This is a genomic window from Flectobacillus major DSM 103 (assembly GCF_000427405.1).
In the GTDB taxonomy this organism is placed as follows: domain Bacteria; phylum Bacteroidota; class Bacteroidia; order Cytophagales; family Spirosomataceae; genus Flectobacillus; species Flectobacillus major.
Map to the genome: position 1 here is coordinate 2180700 of NZ_KE386491.1, position 17364 is coordinate 2198063.

12 protein-coding genes are annotated in these 17364 nt (G+C 37.1%); 3 read left to right on the plus strand and 9 right to left on the minus strand.

Annotated elements, in window-relative coordinates:
• Positions 1 to 3 precede the first annotated feature (3 nt).
• The 5 genes from FLEMA_RS0111375 to FLEMA_RS0111415 all read right to left on the minus strand — a co-directional run bounded on the left by FLEMA_RS0111375 (position 4) and on the right by FLEMA_RS0111415 (position 6173).
• Positions 4 to 1140, minus strand: coding sequence for an acyltransferase family protein (locus FLEMA_RS0111375; RefSeq protein ID WP_026997694.1), 1137 nt, complete (start codon positions 1138 to 1140; stop codon positions 4 to 6).
• A 207-nt stretch (positions 1141 to 1347) separates the two neighbouring features.
• A complete protein-coding gene (locus tag FLEMA_RS0111380) occupies positions 1348 to 2496 on the minus strand; it encodes a Gfo/Idh/MocA family protein (protein ID WP_026995515.1) in 1149 nt (382 codons plus the stop codon).
• 33 nt (positions 2497 to 2529) lie between these two features.
• Positions 2530 to 3900, minus strand: a complete 1371-nt coding sequence (locus tag FLEMA_RS0111390; protein WP_026997695.1) for a putative oxidoreductase C-terminal domain-containing protein — start codon at positions 3898 to 3900, stop codon at positions 2530 to 2532.
• Between the two features lie 77 nt (positions 3901 to 3977).
• Positions 3978 to 5375, minus strand: coding sequence for a Gfo/Idh/MocA family protein (locus FLEMA_RS0111395; RefSeq protein ID WP_026995516.1), 1398 nt, complete (start codon positions 5373 to 5375; stop codon positions 3978 to 3980).
• A 405-nt stretch (positions 5376 to 5780) separates the two neighbouring features.
• Positions 5781 to 6173, minus strand: coding sequence for a VOC family protein (locus FLEMA_RS0111415; RefSeq protein ID WP_026995517.1), 393 nt, complete (start codon positions 6171 to 6173; stop codon positions 5781 to 5783).
• Positions 6174 to 6291: 118 nt separating this feature from the next.
• Between FLEMA_RS0111415 and FLEMA_RS0111425 the strand changes: the two genes are divergently transcribed.
• Genes FLEMA_RS0111425 through FLEMA_RS68290 form a run of 3 tightly spaced genes read left to right on the plus strand, consistent with a single transcriptional unit; the run spans position 6292 to position 8373 of the window.
• Positions 6292 to 6882, plus strand: a complete 591-nt coding sequence (locus tag FLEMA_RS0111425) for a TetR/AcrR family transcriptional regulator (RefSeq protein ID WP_026997696.1) — start codon at positions 6292 to 6294, stop codon at positions 6880 to 6882.
• A 14-nt stretch (positions 6883 to 6896) separates the two neighbouring features.
• On the plus strand, positions 6897 to 7121 hold the full coding sequence (locus FLEMA_RS0111430) for a hypothetical protein (protein WP_026995518.1): 225 nt from the start codon (positions 6897 to 6899) through the stop codon (positions 7119 to 7121).
• Positions 7122 to 7152: 31 nt separating this feature from the next.
• Positions 7153 to 8373 (plus strand): MFS transporter, encoded by a 1221-nt coding sequence (locus FLEMA_RS68290; RefSeq protein WP_044171277.1) that lies wholly within the window; start codon positions 7153 to 7155, stop codon positions 8371 to 8373.
• A 125-nt stretch (positions 8374 to 8498) separates the two neighbouring features.
• On the opposite strand, the gene FLEMA_RS0111470 is transcribed toward FLEMA_RS68290, so the two are convergent.
• The 4 genes from FLEMA_RS0111470 to FLEMA_RS0111500 all read right to left on the minus strand — a co-directional run bounded on the left by FLEMA_RS0111470 (position 8499) and on the right by FLEMA_RS0111500 (position 17333).
• A complete protein-coding gene (locus tag FLEMA_RS0111470; RefSeq protein WP_044171278.1) occupies positions 8499 to 9881 on the minus strand; it encodes a DUF4932 domain-containing protein in 1383 nt (460 codons plus the stop codon).
• A 97-nt stretch (positions 9882 to 9978) separates the two neighbouring features.
• Positions 9979 to 12390 (minus strand): ABC transporter permease, encoded by a 2412-nt coding sequence (locus FLEMA_RS0111490; protein ID WP_026997697.1) that lies wholly within the window; start codon positions 12388 to 12390, stop codon positions 9979 to 9981.
• Positions 12391 to 12490: 100 nt separating this feature from the next.
• Positions 12491 to 14875, minus strand: a complete 2385-nt coding sequence (locus FLEMA_RS0111495) for an ABC transporter permease (RefSeq protein WP_026997698.1) — start codon at positions 14873 to 14875, stop codon at positions 12491 to 12493.
• Positions 14876 to 14930: 55 nt separating this feature from the next.
• On the minus strand, positions 14931 to 17333 hold the full coding sequence (locus tag FLEMA_RS0111500) for an ABC transporter permease (RefSeq protein ID WP_026995522.1): 2403 nt from the start codon (positions 17331 to 17333) through the stop codon (positions 14931 to 14933).
• Between the last annotated feature and the right edge of the window lie 31 nt (positions 17334 to 17364).

The following is a 17364-nucleotide window of genomic DNA, read 5'->3' on the forward strand; positions in this document are numbered from 1 at the left end:
TTGTTACACTTTCAAAAACCATTTTTGTTTATACAAAAAACACATAAATCCTATTTGTACAATTACAATACCCCAAGCCAATCCAACGGGTTGCCAAGCTATTGTCATTTTTTGAATTATTCCTCCAAAAAGATACAAGGCTGTAGACTCAAAATTGAATAGGCCATGTGCAGCCAAGTAAATAGTGATAGAGTTCATCCCTATCCAAACCAAAGGCATTGCCCATATTTTATAACCCAAAACATCTATTATGCCGTAGAAAAAAGCCATTAAAAACAAACTAAACCCACCTGTACAAAGCACAAATGAGCTTGTCCACATAATTTTGTTGATAGGAAAAACAGTATTCCAAAACAATGCCAGTACAATTAGCACACAACCCGCCAAAAGCATTACTGCAATTTTTTTGAGGTTTGTCCATTGGGTATTTTGCCAACGCAAAAACTGCCCTACAAAGATGCCCAAAAGCACATTGCATACCGCCGGAATAGTAGACAAGAGGCCTTCGGGGTCATACACTTTTCGGTGAAGTTTGCCAGGTAAAAACAGACGGTCGATATAGGCGGCAAGGTTACCTTCTTTGGTAAAAACACCTGCTCCGAAATTGGGAACTGGAACCAACGCCATCACTAGCCAGTAACCCACTAGAATACCCACAAAAAGACCAATTTGGGTTTTGAGGTTGGTATAAAGAAATATGATGCCTGCCAACAAACATGCCAAGGCTATTCGTCCCAAAACACTGGCCAATCGGGTATTTTCGTAGCCCTGCCACTTGAACAGACCATTGACAACCATCCCCAAAAATAGCAATATCAATGCCCTTCTTATTAGGCTTTTGGCTATTTGCCATTTAATATTTTGGGGATTGCCTTGCGAAAATTTGGCAAGCTGATTACCAATACTGTAGGGCATAGAGACACCTGCAATAAAAATAAAAAGGGGAAAAATTAAGTCATAAAATGTAAATCCGTTCCAGTCTGAATGGTGCAATTGGCCCGACATCCAATTGAGCATACCGTTGTTAGACGCTTTTGCCCATTCATGAATAAGCCCTTCACCTCCAATAATCCAAAACATATCAAAGCCCCGAAGTGCGTCTAATGATGATAGTCTTGATGAATTTGTTGTGTTTTTCATAGAAAACTGATTATGCTGTACTCCTCGCTTCTATCTTTTCTATCTCAAAAAGTTAAAAATAGGTTATTTATACTTGTCTATCAGAAAAATAACTTTATTGGTAAAGTACAAAAAAATACCCCTTACAGAAATATTATTACTGTAAGGGGTGCTATTACAAGCCTGACAAAGGCATTAGCTAATAAAAACGCTTTTTACGCTAATACACTATATTTTCTTGGCATTTTTTTGGGCTTTAATAGCTAATTCGGTAGCCAGAAAACAATGAGCCTGTGGCATAGCGGTTTCGGTTCTGTTCAGCACATCATCAACCAACAAAGTTCCATACGGCAATACCACTTGACTACAATCGATATATTGAGTATCCTTTTGGTTTACCAAGAATAAATGGTTGCCTCCTTCTCGCCCTGCAATATCTATATTTTTCCGAATCTCGATATATCCTTCTGTTCCTAAAATAGTTAGGCGACCATCTCCCCAAGTTTTGAGCCCGTCGGGCGAAAACCAGTCTACCCGAATATAGCCCGTACCACCATTACCTTTGAGTATTAAATCGCCAAAATCCTCAAACTGTGGATATTGAGGATGATTAACATTACCTATTTGGGAGGTTACTACCTCGGCTTGTGTCGAACCCGTAAAAAACAAAAACTGGTCGCACTGGTGCGAGGCTATATCACAAATAATTCCACCAAATTGTTCTTTATTAAAAAACCATGCAGGGCGAGTCGGGGCATTCATTTTGTGTGGCCCTAGCCCGATAGTTTGTACAACCTTACCTATAGCACCCGCTTTTACCAACTCGCCAGCTTTTACAGTAGCTCGGTTTTCAAAGCGTTCGCTAAACATGATAGAGTAAATACGTTTGGTTTCTTTTTGTACTTTTCTTACTTCGCTCAGTTGCTCTAATGTAGTAATTCCGGGCTTGTCGGCCATAAAATCTTTGCCATGCTTCATTACCCGAATACCCAACGGAGCTCGTTCATTGGCAATAGCCGAACTTAACACAAGTTGAATAGATTTGTCTTCGAGTATTTCGTTTTCGGATAAAGCCTGTTTGGCTTGCGGATATTTTTTGGCAAAAGCCGATACCAAATCAGCTTCTTTGGCATAAAAAGATACCAACTGCCCTCCTCCTCTAATAACGGCTTCTACCTGTCCATAAATATGCCCGTGGTTCATGCCAATTACAGCAAACTTGATACGTGGCTCAGCTAATTTATTGGTTTTCAGGTATATATTTTTATAACTTTTTGAGAAGTCCGCCAGAGCATCTTGAGTTACTCCTCCTGCAACTACTATCCCTGCCGCCGAGCTCAGGGAGTTTTTGATAAAATCTCTTCTATTATTATTCATAATATTACTAATTTTGAGCTGTTTAAGTATAAGTTACTTTCCCTTTGTTTTGGCTAATTCTAAAGCTTGGGTAGTTGTATAATATTTGGCAAGCATATTGGGTACTTCCCATTTGGGCAAAGCTCCTTTTTTGAGGTATTCCAGATAGCGAGCCATCACTAGTCCAAAATGAGCTTCATGACCATCTTTGTACTTTTCAGGGATTTCTACTTCCCAACCTTTAGTGATTTTCTTGAGTGTAACACCTGGAAACTTCTTTTGTACTTTGGCAAATGCCGCTTCTAATTGTGTTTGATAAAGCTTACTCTCCTGAATAGGCTCGATATACAACGCTGGTTTATAGGCTTGCTCTGCTCCTTGACGAATAATAATGTTGGCTTTTGTTCCTCGCATAATAGAATAATGGGTATCGCCACCGCCTTCTGGAGCTTTGTATGCCCAAATTACCGACGCTTTGGCATGTACTCCTTTGATGGTATAATTGATTTCACCATTTGAATACACTTTAAGCAGCGTATCGTTTACAACATCTTTGTGCAAATAGGCAGGAAAATCGGGAAGTTTGGTAATAGCCTTAAATTGGCTCAGGCTTATGTCGGTTGCCCAACGGCTAGCCGATTGTAGCTTAATATCTTTTTGATAATCAATAATTTGCTCAGGGAAACACTCCCACTGAATCAAATCAACAAGGTGTGTATTTACATCAACAATACCTTCGCCTTGTTGGGCTACATCCATAAACCACGCTGGACGAGTAAGCACACTTCCAGATACATATTTGTAAAAGTGGTGAACGCTTTCTTTGGTTACAGCAGGATTACTGGGTGTTCCTTTTTCTAAAACACCAAAAACCGAAGAAAGCATAGAAAGTTCTCTTTGCAAAATGGTCGTAATTTCTGACCGCTCGGTCATAATATCATAAAGCAAGACTTTCTTTTTAGCGGCTATTTCAAAAGCTTGTTTGAGTAGTCCAAAACGAGCGGCATCTATTACCATAGGTTTATCGGCCAATACATTAAAACCAGCATCTACTGCTTTTTTTATATATTCGGTTTTCTTTAGGTTATTACCTGCCATTACAACAACATTACCGGCTTTTTCCTGTACCATTTTTTCAAAAAAATCTGGCGATGAATACACAACTTCTTCCCACTTGGTAGGGTTTTCGGCTCGTTGGTTGTAAGCTTGAATACGCCCAAGGTGCATCTGTAAATCAGCTCCTTGAGGGGCATATACATGTACTTTAGAACTTACCTGTGGGTACATGTTTTTCTGAACCAACGCCGCATGAAAATGCCCAGGATCAAGGGTTACTATCCGAATTTCATCGGATTTTTGTTGTGCGTGTACAGCCGAAAACAAGGCCAATTGTGATGCTAAAGCAATCAAAAATCTAGTTTTCATAAAATATAATAATAAAGGGATGAAGGAATGAAGAAATGAACTACATTCAACTATATCACTAAATCACTCATTCACTACTACCGCACGGCGTATTCGGCTCTTTGTGGGCGAGATAATAACTTGTTAGCTTCAATATCGTTGATAAAAAGTTCCTTTTCAGGATTCCAAAATAATTTCCGTTGTAGTTTCATGGCCGCATGATGCAACAAACACGTTGTACAAGAACGGTGTCCTACTTCGGCAGGAGCAATTGGATCTTTTTTACTAACAATACTTTCTAACCAATTGCCATGATGGTCTTTACTAACGGTTAAATGTATTTCGTTTGCCCCTATTTCAGATTGAATAATCTTCGGATTACTGGCATCCAAGGCTTTGGCTGCATTTTGTTTGGCAATAGGGTCACTGGTAGTTACCGAAGCGTCTCCACGAGAAACAAAAATCCAGCCTTCTGTTCCTTCAAACCTAATACCGTTGGCTATTTCATTGGTAACAATCATACGAACCCCGTTGGCATATTGTGCTTCCGTCCTAAAAATTCCATGAACATTCCAAAGACCACTTTTAGGAAAATCGGCCCTTCCCCAAATCTCTACTGGCCCAGTATGCTCGGTATTCATGGCCCAATGGGCACAATCAATATGATGCGAACCCCAGCCAGTAATCATACCTGCCCCAAACTGCTCGCAACGCAGCCAGCCTGGACGGTCAAAACCCACATGAGGATGTACCCTTTTTTCGGTATAATAGACTTCGGGCGTTGTACCCAACCACATATCATAATTAAGGTTTTTAGGAATAGGCATTTCTAGCTCGGTATCGCCCGAGGGGTCGCCTGGCAAGCCTACATACACGGTTTTGAGTTGCCCAATCCGCCCATTCCGTACCAATTCGGCCGCGTATCTAAATTGCGACATCGACCTTTGTTGGCTTCCCACTTGTACTATTCGACCAGATTTTTTTACGGCATCGGCCATTTTTCTACCTTCTTCAATAGTTAGCGAAGCAGGTTTTTGCATGTATACATCCTTGCCTGCTCGTACTGAATTAATAACAATAGGAGCATGCCAGTGGTCGGGCGTACTCACCAGCACAGCATCTATATCTTTGTTGTTCAACAGCTCACGATAGTCGGTATATACTTTTACACCGTCGTAATCTTTACCTGTTTTTTTGGTATAATACTCATTTACAAGTTGTTTGGCAGCATTAGCCCTATTGGAGTCGACATCACAAACGGCCATAATCAAAGCATTGTCATATTTCCAAACCCCAGGCATATCGTGGCCTCTGGAAATGCGACCAGTACCAATTGCTGCAATATTGATACGGTTGCTAGGTGCATTTTTCCCAAAAACAGATGCAGGAACAATACTTGGAAAACCACCAGCAAATGCCGCTGTAGCAAGCGAGCTTTTCAGTGAAAGGTCTAAAAATGCTCTTCTGCTTACACTTTCTTTTTTTTCGAGTGTCATAATAATAAATCTTTAAATAGTAAATAGTTATGAGGAAAAGGTTTTAGGGTTTAGTTATGCTTGAAAGCCAGTTTAAGGGCACTTTTTACTCAGTTTATTCTAAATTTGTGATAAAATACTGTTTTAAATTGTTCTATTTTTTCCAGCTAGTAGATGAATGAACGACCCACAAAAGAAGAAATAGGGCTTCAGAAGCCTGTTTCAGGTCAGTTATAAATTGTATAAAATATACATATTTTATACAATTGCTTGGGTAGAATCAAAACATGAGCCATCCCGAATTTTGGGACAATTTACAATAAAGACCTCTTGTTGGGATTCACGAGGTAGCCATAAAAAACAATCATTCAATCTCTATTCACTAAATTAGCGATAACTCATGTTGGGCTTGTCGACAATATGCGATCATACAACTGGCTCGATAATATCCCAGAGATTACCGTACAAATCCTCAAAAACGGCTACCGTTCCATAGGCTTCTTTGCGAGGTGGGCGAATAAAATTAATCCCTTCCAAGACCATAGCATCGTAGTCTCGCTGAAAGTTGTCGGTAAACATAAAAAGAAATACTCGTCCGCCCGTTTGATTACCGACTCTACTCAATTGCTCTTCGCTATCGGCTTTGGCCAACAACAAACAGAAATCGGAATCGCCTTTGGGCTTGACACGTACCCATCGTTTGGTGGCACTCAATGGTGTATCTTCTACCAAATCAAATTTGAGTTTTTGGGTATAAAATTGAATCGCATCGTCGTAATCATCTACTACCAATGCAATATGAGCAATCCGTTGGTTCATGTTGGGCTATTATAAAGTGTTCGAGTATATTCAATGAACAAAGTTGCTTATTTTTTTGCTTGAAGAGATTTTTGTAAAATATTTTTTAAAAGAACAAACATTCATTTATATTTGTAAAATGAGAGTCAGAGATGAAAATAAAGAAGCCTTAGTAAAAGAACAAGCTTTAGCATTGTTGGTAGAGTTAGGTTTTACGGGGTTCAGTATGCACAAGCTTGCCAAAGCGGCACAGGTTTCGCCTGCTACTTTATACATTTATTATAAAGACAAAGACGATTTGATTATACAGCTAGGCATAGAAGCGGGCAAAAAAATGACGGAAGCTACCTTTGAAAACTTTTCTCCAGATATGCCATTTGAAGAGGGGCTTTGGGTTCAGTGGAAAAACAGATCGAAATACTGGCTCGAAAACCCTATTGCAACAGCTTTTCATGAACAACTTAAACATTCCCCTTTTCGGCCAAGAATTCAAGAAACCATTGCTCCAAATTTTAAAAATATTATGGGACAATTTATCAAAAATGCCATTGACAACCGTGAGTTACTGCCCCTTCCCTTAGAAGTTTTCTGGACGGTTGCGTATGCTCCTCTTTTTCAGCTTATTAAATTTCACCAAGAAGGACAAAGTATTGGCGAGCGGGCATTTTCGCTGAGTGAGCCTATAATGCGTCAGACTTTTGAATTGGTTATCAAAGCCCTTAAACCCTAATCTACCAAAGACCGATGGAAAAGGTTCTAGACATTTTTATTTTCAAAACTAATATCAATTCTATACATCAAGCAACGTTGGTTTATCAAGCTCTTAACTTGCCTGAGTATATCAGGGTAAATATTGACTTAGACGACTGCGACAAAATTCTTAGGGTTGAGTCTACTCATTCCGATTCACAATCTATTATCCAAACCATTCTTTCACTTGGCTTCACTTGCGAAGAACTGAGTGATTAGTTTATTCTATTCTTTGTCAATTTTTATTCTTATGGAAAACCAAAAAATATTTACCCCCTATCAAATCTTTATGATAGCGGTTTTATCTTTTATACAATTCACCGTTGTTTTAGATTTTATGGTGTTGTCGCCTTTAGGGGCAATTTTGATGCCTACTTTACAAATCAATCCACATCAATTTGGTATGGTGGTATCGGCTTATGCTTTTAGTGCGGGGGCTTCGGGCTTGTTGGCGGCAGGTTTTGCTGACAAGTTTGACAGAAAAAAGTTTCTATTATTTTTTTATATAGGCTTTTTGGTAGGTACGGCCTTATGTGCTTTGGCTACTAATTATACTTTTTTGCTAGCAGCAAGAATCTTTACGGGTATATTTGGTGGAGTGATTGGCTCGGTTTCGTTGGCTGTTATTTCCGATATTTTTAAGCCCGAAGTACGTGGTAGAGTAATGGGATTTGTCCAAATGTCGTTTGCTGCCAGTCAGGTGCTTGGCTTGCCTATAGGCTTACTATTGGCCAATATGTACGACTGGCACGCTCCTTTTTGGATGATTGTGGGCGTTGGCCTAGTTGTTGGAGTGGTAATTTTCACTAAAATGCAGCCACTAACCAGTCATTTGGCTTTACAAAAAGATGGAAACCCTTTTATCCATTTGTTTCATACGGTATCAAAACCACACTATTTAAGGGCGTTTATGGGTACTGTGTTATTAGCCACGGGTGGATTTATGCTTATGCCGTTTGGGAGTGCCTTTAGTACCAACAATTTAGGGATTTCTTTGCAACAATTACCTCTTTTGTACGGTGCTACGGGTATTGCATCTTTGGTATTTGGCCCTTTTATTGGAAAACTTAGCGATAAAATCGGGAAGTATAAAATGTTTGTGATTGGCTCGGTTGTGAGTAGTGTATTGGTGGGTATTTTCTGTAATTTAGGAACAACACCCCTTTTGGTAGTAATGGCTATCAATATTTTTATGTTTGCGGGTATCTCTTCTCGCATGATTTCGTCGTCGGCTTTGATGACCTCTGTACCTGTACCTTCCGACAGAGGTGCTTTTATGAGTGTCAACTCGTCGATACAACAAATCTCTGGTGGTATAGCATCGTTGGTGGCTGGGCTTATTGTAGTAAAAGCTCCTTCTGGAAAACTAGAACGCTATGATATACTGGGTTATACCGTAATTGGAAGTATGCTTGTAGCGATTTATTTGCTTAAATGGGTAGATACTTATGTAAAAAACAGAACGACTTAGGCTATCTGAATAATTTACTCAAAAACCCTCCTGTACCTAGCATATTTTGATGGGTACTCAGGAGGGTTTTGTTGTATTTCAAAGCTATTGCTAGGTTATTTCTGATTGGTTAGTAGCCATTTTTCTTATTGTAGTTCACTGATAATTTCACTCACTTTCTCTTCATACGATTTTTCTAAATACTCATTATTATACCAATATTCCAATTTTTCAATAATTTGAGGAAGATACACAAAAGACCTATTTTGAATATTGTCCTGAAAAAGCTCATCTGCTTTTTGTCTGTCGTTGAGCAGCCTTGCTATAATCACTTCATTGGCCCTCACAAAATGTTCATAAAGACATATTTTCCAATCAGAATAGCCTTGTTCAGACATCTTATTTTTGATTGGCTCAAAAAACGCCGTCTTGGAGTTTATCACTTTAGTATCAACTTTATCGATAGCTGGATTAATAAAAGAATGCCCAAATTCGTGAATACAAATCGTACGAAGAGAAGTTGCATTGTTAAAACCTAACGCTAAATCTTTGGGATTATCAATTTTTTCTGGTTTGTTAAAACAGGCAAAAACATTCCCTATCATATTCTCGCCTCCAACACCAAATCCTTGACTAAAGCCAAGGGTGAGACTTGGGTATAAATTGTAACTTTTCACTTCCTTGCCATAAAAATGTTCCATTTCGGTAATGAAATTTTGTTTTGGAATATTTTGTGAAACCTCCAAAAGCATTTCATCATAAAAGGCTTGGTATTTTTCTAAAAACTGGTCAAAAAGAATTTCTTTATACAAATTGTTAAAGGCATTGATAAAATTTTCAGCATCTTCAAAAGAGGAAAACTCACTCACAAATTGATTATTGCTCTTTATTTTAGCATGAGGAAAAGTTTCTAAGCTTAACAACAAATTAGCATATTGTAAGTAGAACTTTTTGTCGAAATAGGGCTTAATTATTTGAAGATTTTTAGCATTCAGATACGGTTTAAATTCATTGGCAATTTTCAGGTTTGTTGCATACAAATCTTTTACCTTAATGTCTTTTCCGTTTATGTTAAAAGTTTGCTCATTGGGAATATTGGCAAAATCCTCGTAGTTGATCAAAAAATTGGCTAATGCTAATACTTCTATGTTGATATTGTAGTTGATATTGATTTTTTTGTTTTCATAAATAGGGTACTTTAGCCCATAAGCCCCTTTAGCATTTTTGCCGATGATTTGAATATTTACATCTTGTTCTAAACTCAACTGGGTATGATTTACTTTGTGTGGATTTGGTAATAATTTTTGGTTTACCCAAAGACTCAAACTTCCTTCAGTTATTGATAATGCAGAACTTAAATAAGCTAACGAGTTGGTTTGTTTTTTAAACGCTAGTTTTTCTTTTCCGTTAAAACTGTCAAAAGTTGCATTCCACGATTCTTTGGTTTGATTACTTTTGATATTTTTTGAAACGGTGCAAGCATTGATAATGGTTAGTAAAAAAAATAATGCTTTATAGTTTTTTGTCATAACTGTTCTATTAGTTTTAAGTACTGTGCAGTTGTTGTATTTGTCAAAATTAAACTCGTATAAGTAGAGACGTTGCTATACAACATCTCTACTTATTTTATTCTGTTCTTAAACTCTTTATAGGATTTGCCAAAGCAGTTTTAAAAGTTTGCAAAAATACAAAAAGGCTAATAATAATGCTGAATCCGAAAGCAACAGTGGCAAATATTTGCCAACTTAAATCAATACGATAGGCATAAGCTGCTAGCCAATTGTTCATACTCATTACGCCAAGTGGAAAGGCAATTACAATAGCAATGGCTATTAAAACCACAAATTCTTTCAGAAAAAGCATGACGATACTGATACTCGAAGCACCCAATACTTTGCGAATCCCCAGTTCTTTGGTTCTGCGAGCAATACTCATCGAAACCATTCCTAAAATTCCCAATAGCACAATGATTCCCGATAAAACCGTGGCGATTTGCGAGGCTTTTTTGAGTTGAATTTCAGATTGATACAACTTTTGTAAGGTATCGTCAATAAAAGTATATTCAAAAGCCGAACCGGGCATTAATATTTTCCATTTTTGCTCGATACTCGATAAAGACTGAGCAAGATTATTCGGCTGAATTTTGAAAGATAAGTACCTAAAAAAAGGAAAATCTCTTACATTCATAAACACCAAAGGCGAAATGGCTTTGTGCATTGAAGCAATATGAAAATCTTTTGTAACGCCAACAATCGTAAATGGCTGTGGATAATAATGAATCCTGATTTGCTGACCTACGGCTTCTTCGGGCTTTTTAAATCCTAAAGTTTTTATAGCCGTTTCGTTTACAACAATTTTTCCTGTTTGAAAACGCTCTTGTTTTCGCTGAAAATATAAGCCCGAAACTAAAGGAATTTGATAAGTATCTGCATATTTTTCATCGGTTGTAATGGTCTGAATATACACCGCTTGGGTAGAATCTTGCCCCATTTTATAAAAAGCATTGTTGTTGCCACCATGTCCTGCTGGAATATCATACGACAAACTTACTTGACTTACTTCTTTGAGTTTTGCCATTTCGTCTCGGATGCGTTCCATTTTATCAACGCCTTGTGGCGACCAATCACGAGGAACACTTAAAGTAACAATGGCTTCTTTCTGATAGCCTAAATCTTTGTTAAAAAAGTAATTGACCTGTTTATTAATCACACTTGCCCCAACACAAACAAACAGAGCAATCGAAAACTGCGAAACGATAAGGACTCTTCTTAGGAAAATATTCTCTTTGATAGATTTCAATTTGCCTTTTAAAGAATCTATGGAAGGCAAATTAGACAAAATAAAAGCGGGATAAACACCCGAAATCAAGCCAATTAGCACAGAAAAAAGTATGGCAAAAAGATAAAAATATGGTGAAACCGCCAACAAAGAAGGTATTTTCTTATGTAGCATTTGTCCGAAAAAGGGCTGAAATACTTCATAAAGAATCAGTGAAATCAATAAACTGAACAAAGAAATCAAGATAGATTCTGCCAAAAATTGAAGCATTAATTGCTTTTTCTGACTACCAAGCATTTTTCTAACACCGATTTCTTTGAGTCTTGTAACTGCATTGCCGATAGACATATTGATAAAATTAACAATTGCCATCAACAGAATAAACAAAGCCACGAAAAATAGCGTAAGAATGGTCTTTTTTACAATGCCGTTGTTGGCTTCAAGATAAACCTCTTTCATCGGAACAAGGTAAGCTTGAAGATTGGCACTGATATTTTCGGGTGCGTTGGCTTTGATGAGTTTCGCCATTACTTGCGTAACTGTTGCTGGATTTACCCCATTTTTCAGTTCAACATAGCCAACATTATAAGGATTGTTCCAAGCGAAGTACTTTTCGATTCCCCAGAATTTACTACTTTCAAAAGACATGAAAATCGGAATTCTGGTATCAGAAAGTAAGTTCATCACCGAATTGGTATTTACTTTTCCTAAAACCCCCGAAATCATAAAACTCTTTTTGCTCCCAGCATTTGATTCTACCGTCAGGCTTTTGCCAACGCAATCTAATTTACCAAAGTACTTAATGGCTTGTTCCGACGAAATTACCATAGAATAAGGTTGGTCTAAAGCCGTTTGACGGTCGCCATAAAGCAATGTAAAACCATACATTTTCAATAAAGTAGCATCGCCAATTTGAATATCTTCTCTGAAAGCCTTGTCACCGTTTGAAATCGTAGAAGTATAACCTTCAAAACCATAATAATTTTCTACCAAATGGGGGTAATTCACCTTCAACGTTTTTGCCAACGGAGCAAGCGTCGTGATTTCTAAACCAATGTCGGGTTTCTTCCATTTGCTTTGAATTAAGTACTGATTTTCAACGTTTTTCAAATCAGCATTTACCTGTAATTCTCCCCAGATATAAGTAACAATCAGTAAAGTAAACGAAATACCCACCGACAAACCCAAGATTGAAACGAAAGAATAAAACTTCCGTTTCAATAAGTTTCTCCAAGCTATTTTAAAGTAGAGTTTCAACATGATTTCTTCATTTTTTTAGTTTAAAGTGAAGGTAATCAAGTGTTAATACTTATCACAGTGTTTCAATTGAGCTTAACTTTTTTTAACATTTTGAAAGAGATTACTCTGTTCGTAAACTCTTCACAGGGTTTGCCAAAGCCGCTTTTATTGCTTGAAAACTTACTGTTAGTAAAGTAATAATTAATGCTCCTAAGCCAGAAAGTGCGAACGTCCACCAAGAAATTTCAGTTCTGTAGTCATAGCTTTGTAACCAATTGTTCATATAATAATATGCGATTGGTACAGCCATTAAGAGAGAAATTAGTACGAGTAATACAAACTCTTTTGAGAGTAAAGTCCACAAGTTCAGCACCGTAGCTCCTAATACTTTTCTGATACCGATTTCTTTGGTTCTTTGTTCAGCTACAAAAGATGCCAAGCCAAACAACCCTAAGCATGAAATAAAAATAGCAAGTACGGCAAAAAATGAAGTGAGTTTTCCTATGCGTACTTCGTTAAGAAATTTTAGGTTATAATCATCATCAGCGAACCAATAATCGAATGGACTATCAGGAGCATATTTTTTGAAAACAGACTCAATTTTACTCAATGCTTCGGAAGTATTTACTTTTGGATTTATCTTGATATTGATAATATTTATCCATTTGTAGTCTAATATAAAAACAGTTCGTAAAGCGGGTTGGTATGGAGAATTCATGACCATATCTTTTACCACGCCAATTATTTTGTAAGGTTTGCCATCAACTTTCATAGTTTCACCTATTACTTGTTTCATTCCCATAAATTTGACGGCTGCTTCATTCAAAATAACGCCTGTTGAATCGGTTGAAAAGGCTCTTGAGAAATCTCTTCCCTCTTTAAATTGCCAGCCTACTGTTTTTCCAAAATCGTGGGTGACTGCTACTGTTCCAAAATTGCCTTGCACATTGGGGTCTTTGCCCTTCCAATCATAACCATTATTAATAGCCCAAACGCCCGTGGTAGGACTTGAAGATTCGGACATTTCTGATACAGCTCCAGTTTTTATCAAATCATTTCTGATAGCATTGTAATGTTGTATTAGGTCTTGATTATTGACAAACATGGCCAATAATCCATTTCGGTTATAGCCTATTGGGCGGTTTTTAGCAAATTGAATTTGATTGAAAACGATAATCGTTCCAATGATTAAAGTAATAGAAACGGTAAACTGTAAAACCACTAATACTTTGCGTGGCATAGTAGCAAAATATCCGATTTTGAAAGTGCCTTTCAGTACTTTTACAGGTTGGAAAGAAGACAAATACAAAGCTGGGTAACTGCCTGCTACAAAACCTGTGATTAAACTAAAGCCTAAGCCCAAAAACCAGAAAAGTGGATTTGTAAATGGGATGGATGTATTTTTATTGGCAGTTTCATTAAATGCAGGTAAGCAAAGTTCTACTAGAACTAAGGATAGCAAAAAAGCTATTATTACCACCAAAAAGGATTCACAAAAGAATTGAGTTATTAATTGTCCACGGATTGAACCAATGGCTTTCCTTACGCCTACTTCTTTCGCCCGTTTTTCTGAACGAGCCGTACTTAGGTTCATAAAATTGATACAGGCCAAAAGCAATACAGCAATGCCAATGATGCCAAATAACCAAACAAATTCAATTTGTCCGCCTGTATTGACACCATTTTTAAATGCTGAATACAGATGCCATTTACTCATAGGATGCAGAAATACTTCGGGTTTAAATGCAGCACCAGCTTTATCTACTTTATTAAGCTTTACATTTTTTATTTTTGCTGAAACCTTATCGACATCGGCATTATCAGCCAATTGTGCGTAAGTTTGAAAGGCATTACTTCGCCAAGGGTTAGAGAATTTTTCATCCCAATTTTCATTTTTGATGTAAAGCTCCCAAGGAGCAATAAATGCTAAATCATGGAAATCAGAATTATGTGGTATGTCTTCATAAACGCCCGTTACCTTTAGATTAAATTTATTATCAACTTTAAAAGATTTGAATAAGGGATTTTCATCACCAAAAAATGCTTTTGCTGTTGATTCATTAATTAAAATAGAGGATGGGTCTTGTAAGCCATTATTTGTTCCTTTTAGCATTTTTAAGCTTAGCATTGTTGGAGCGTCAGCTTCAATATATTCGCCTCTGATAGAAAGTTTTTTATCGCCAGATTTCAAAATGTGCTTCATTCTTCCTGAAGACATTAGTACAAATTTAAAATCACTTCCATACTTTTCACGAATTTCAGCTCCGAGCAAATAAGGATTAGATGTCTGAGTACCTACTTCACCATTAAAGGTTTGGTGTTGCATTACCTGTGCAATCTTATCGTAGTTTTTGTGATATTTATTGAAAGATAATTCATCATAAACCCATAGCCCAATAAGTATTGCCACTGCCATTCCTACAGCTAATCCACCAATATTGATAAAAGAGTAAACCTTGTTTCTGACAAGATTACGAAAGGCTATTTTAAAATAATTTCTAAACATGTGTATATAGGTTTAATAGGAATATTCCGTTGCAAATCAACGCATTATAAGGAAATTACTCTGTTCTCAGGCTCTTCACAGGGTTTGCTAAAGCCGCTTTAATGGCTTGAAAACTCACCGTTAGTAACGTAATCGTTAATGCTCCCAAACCTGCTACAATGAAGACCCACCAAGAAATTTCGGTTCTATACTCATATTTTTGTAGCCATTCGTGCATAAAATAATAGGCAAGTGGCGTAGCTGTGAGTAGCGAAATAATAACCAATATCAAAAAGTCTTTAGAAAGCAAAGACCATAAATTCAGCACCGTAGCTCCTAATACTTTTCTGATACCGATTTCTTTGGTTCTTTGTTCAGCTACAAAAGATGCCAAGCCAAACAAGCCTAAGCATGAAATAAAAATGGCAAGTACGGCAAAGAATAAAGCTAGAGTACCAATACGTTCTTCGGTTTTGAATTTTCTGGCAAATTCATCATCAGCAAATTTGTAATCAAAAGGAGCTGAAGGAATATACTTTTTGAAGGTAGCTTCAATTTTTGAGATAGACTCGCTCGTACTTTTATTAGGATTTAGTTTCAGGTTTATCCAATTTACATCATGCGAACTCAAGAAGTAAAAAGATTGCTTTACAGGTTTGTAAGGCGATTGCATCAGCATATCTTTAATGACACCAATGATAGTAAATTTTCGTGCATCTTTATCAAAGCCCCATGTAACAGTTTTTCCAACAGGATTTTTGATACCCATAAACTTCACGGCAGCTTCATTAATAACTAAGCCTGACGAATCGGTAGAAAAGGCTCTGGAGAAATCTCTACCTTCTTTAAATTGCCAGCCAACGGTTTTGCCAAATTCGTGGGTAACTCTGATGTTCGCAAAATCAGTATCTAAATTGGGGTCTTTGCCTTCCCAAGAAAAACCGCCTGTGTTCGACCATACTTCTGTTAAAGGACTTGACGATTCTGCTAATTCTACGATTGCACCAGAACTTTTGAGTTCGTTACGGAGTAAATCAAATTTTCCATAAAAATCTGGTGTTTTCATCTCTATCATCATCAAACCATTTTTATCGTAGCCCATCGGTCTGTTTTTAGAAAACTGTACTTGTCGATAAACGATAATTGTTCCAATAATTAAAGCTACAGAAACTGTAAACTGAAACACCACCAATACTTTGCGTGGAAGAGAAGAAAATCTACCTGCTTTAAAAGTACCTTTTAGTACTTTCACTGGTTGAAATGATGATAAATATAAAGCTGGATAACTTCCTGCAATTAAGCCTGTTAATAAACTAAAGCCCAAAGAAAGAAACCAGAACAAAGGATTAGCCCACAGAATCGTCATTTTTTTGTCGGCTATTTCATTAAAAAATGGCAAAGTGATTTCTACCAAAATGATAGAAAATATAAAAGCAAAAGCCACAACTAATAAAGACTCGCTTAGGAACTGTGCAATCAATTGTTCACGGATAGAACCTATTGCTTTACGAACGCCTACTTCTTTTGCCCGTTTTTCAGAGCGAGCAGTACTTAAATTCATGAAATTGATACAGGCCAATAGCAATACAAAAATGCCTATAATGCCAAACAACCATACGTATTCAATCAATCCTCCTGTATTTACGCCATTTTTCCAATTAGATTTTAAATGCCAATCGGCCATTGGTTGCAAGAAAATTCGGGCATCAAATCGTCTTTCTTCTTTTGGTAAATTATTGAATTTTGAACGAAGTATTCTTTTATTAACGGTTTCAAAATCTACATTATCAGCAATTTGGGCGTAAAGTTGAAAGGAATTGTTATCCCACTGACTGTTGGCTTTGGCTCGCTGTATCCACGGTTCAGATGTCACATACAATTCCCAAGGAGCAATAAATTTTAAATCTTTGAAGTCCGAATTATAGGAAATGTCTTCATAAACGCCCGTTACTTTCACGTTCAGTTTATTATCAATTTTCATTGTTTGATTGACGGCTTCACCTTCGCCAAAAAAAGCTTTTGCTGTGGATGCTGAAAGTAAAATCGAGTTGGGATTTTTCAACCCTTCGTTTGTTCCTTTTAGCATTTTTAGCGTAAGCATTTTAGGAGCATCCACATCAAAATAAATACCGGGTGTAGAAAGCTTCTTCTCATTGACCGACAAAATATGTTCGCCTTCCCACGAAGCCATTGCTAAGTATTTGAAGTTGTTTCCATATTTATTCTTTAGCTCAGCACCAATCGGAAAAGGCATTGCCTGTCCAGTAAAAACTGTCCCGTTTCCTGTTTGGTGTTGCATTGCCAAGCCAATTTTATCATAGCTTTGATGATAAGTATTATAAGTTAGCTCATCATGAATCCATAGCCCGATAAGCATCGCTACTGCCATTCCTACAGCCAATCCACCAATATTGATAAAAGAGTAAACCTTGTTTCTGACAAGATTTCTGAAAGCTATTTTGAAGTAATTCCTGAGCATATTTTTATGAGGTTAAACAGATTAACTAATG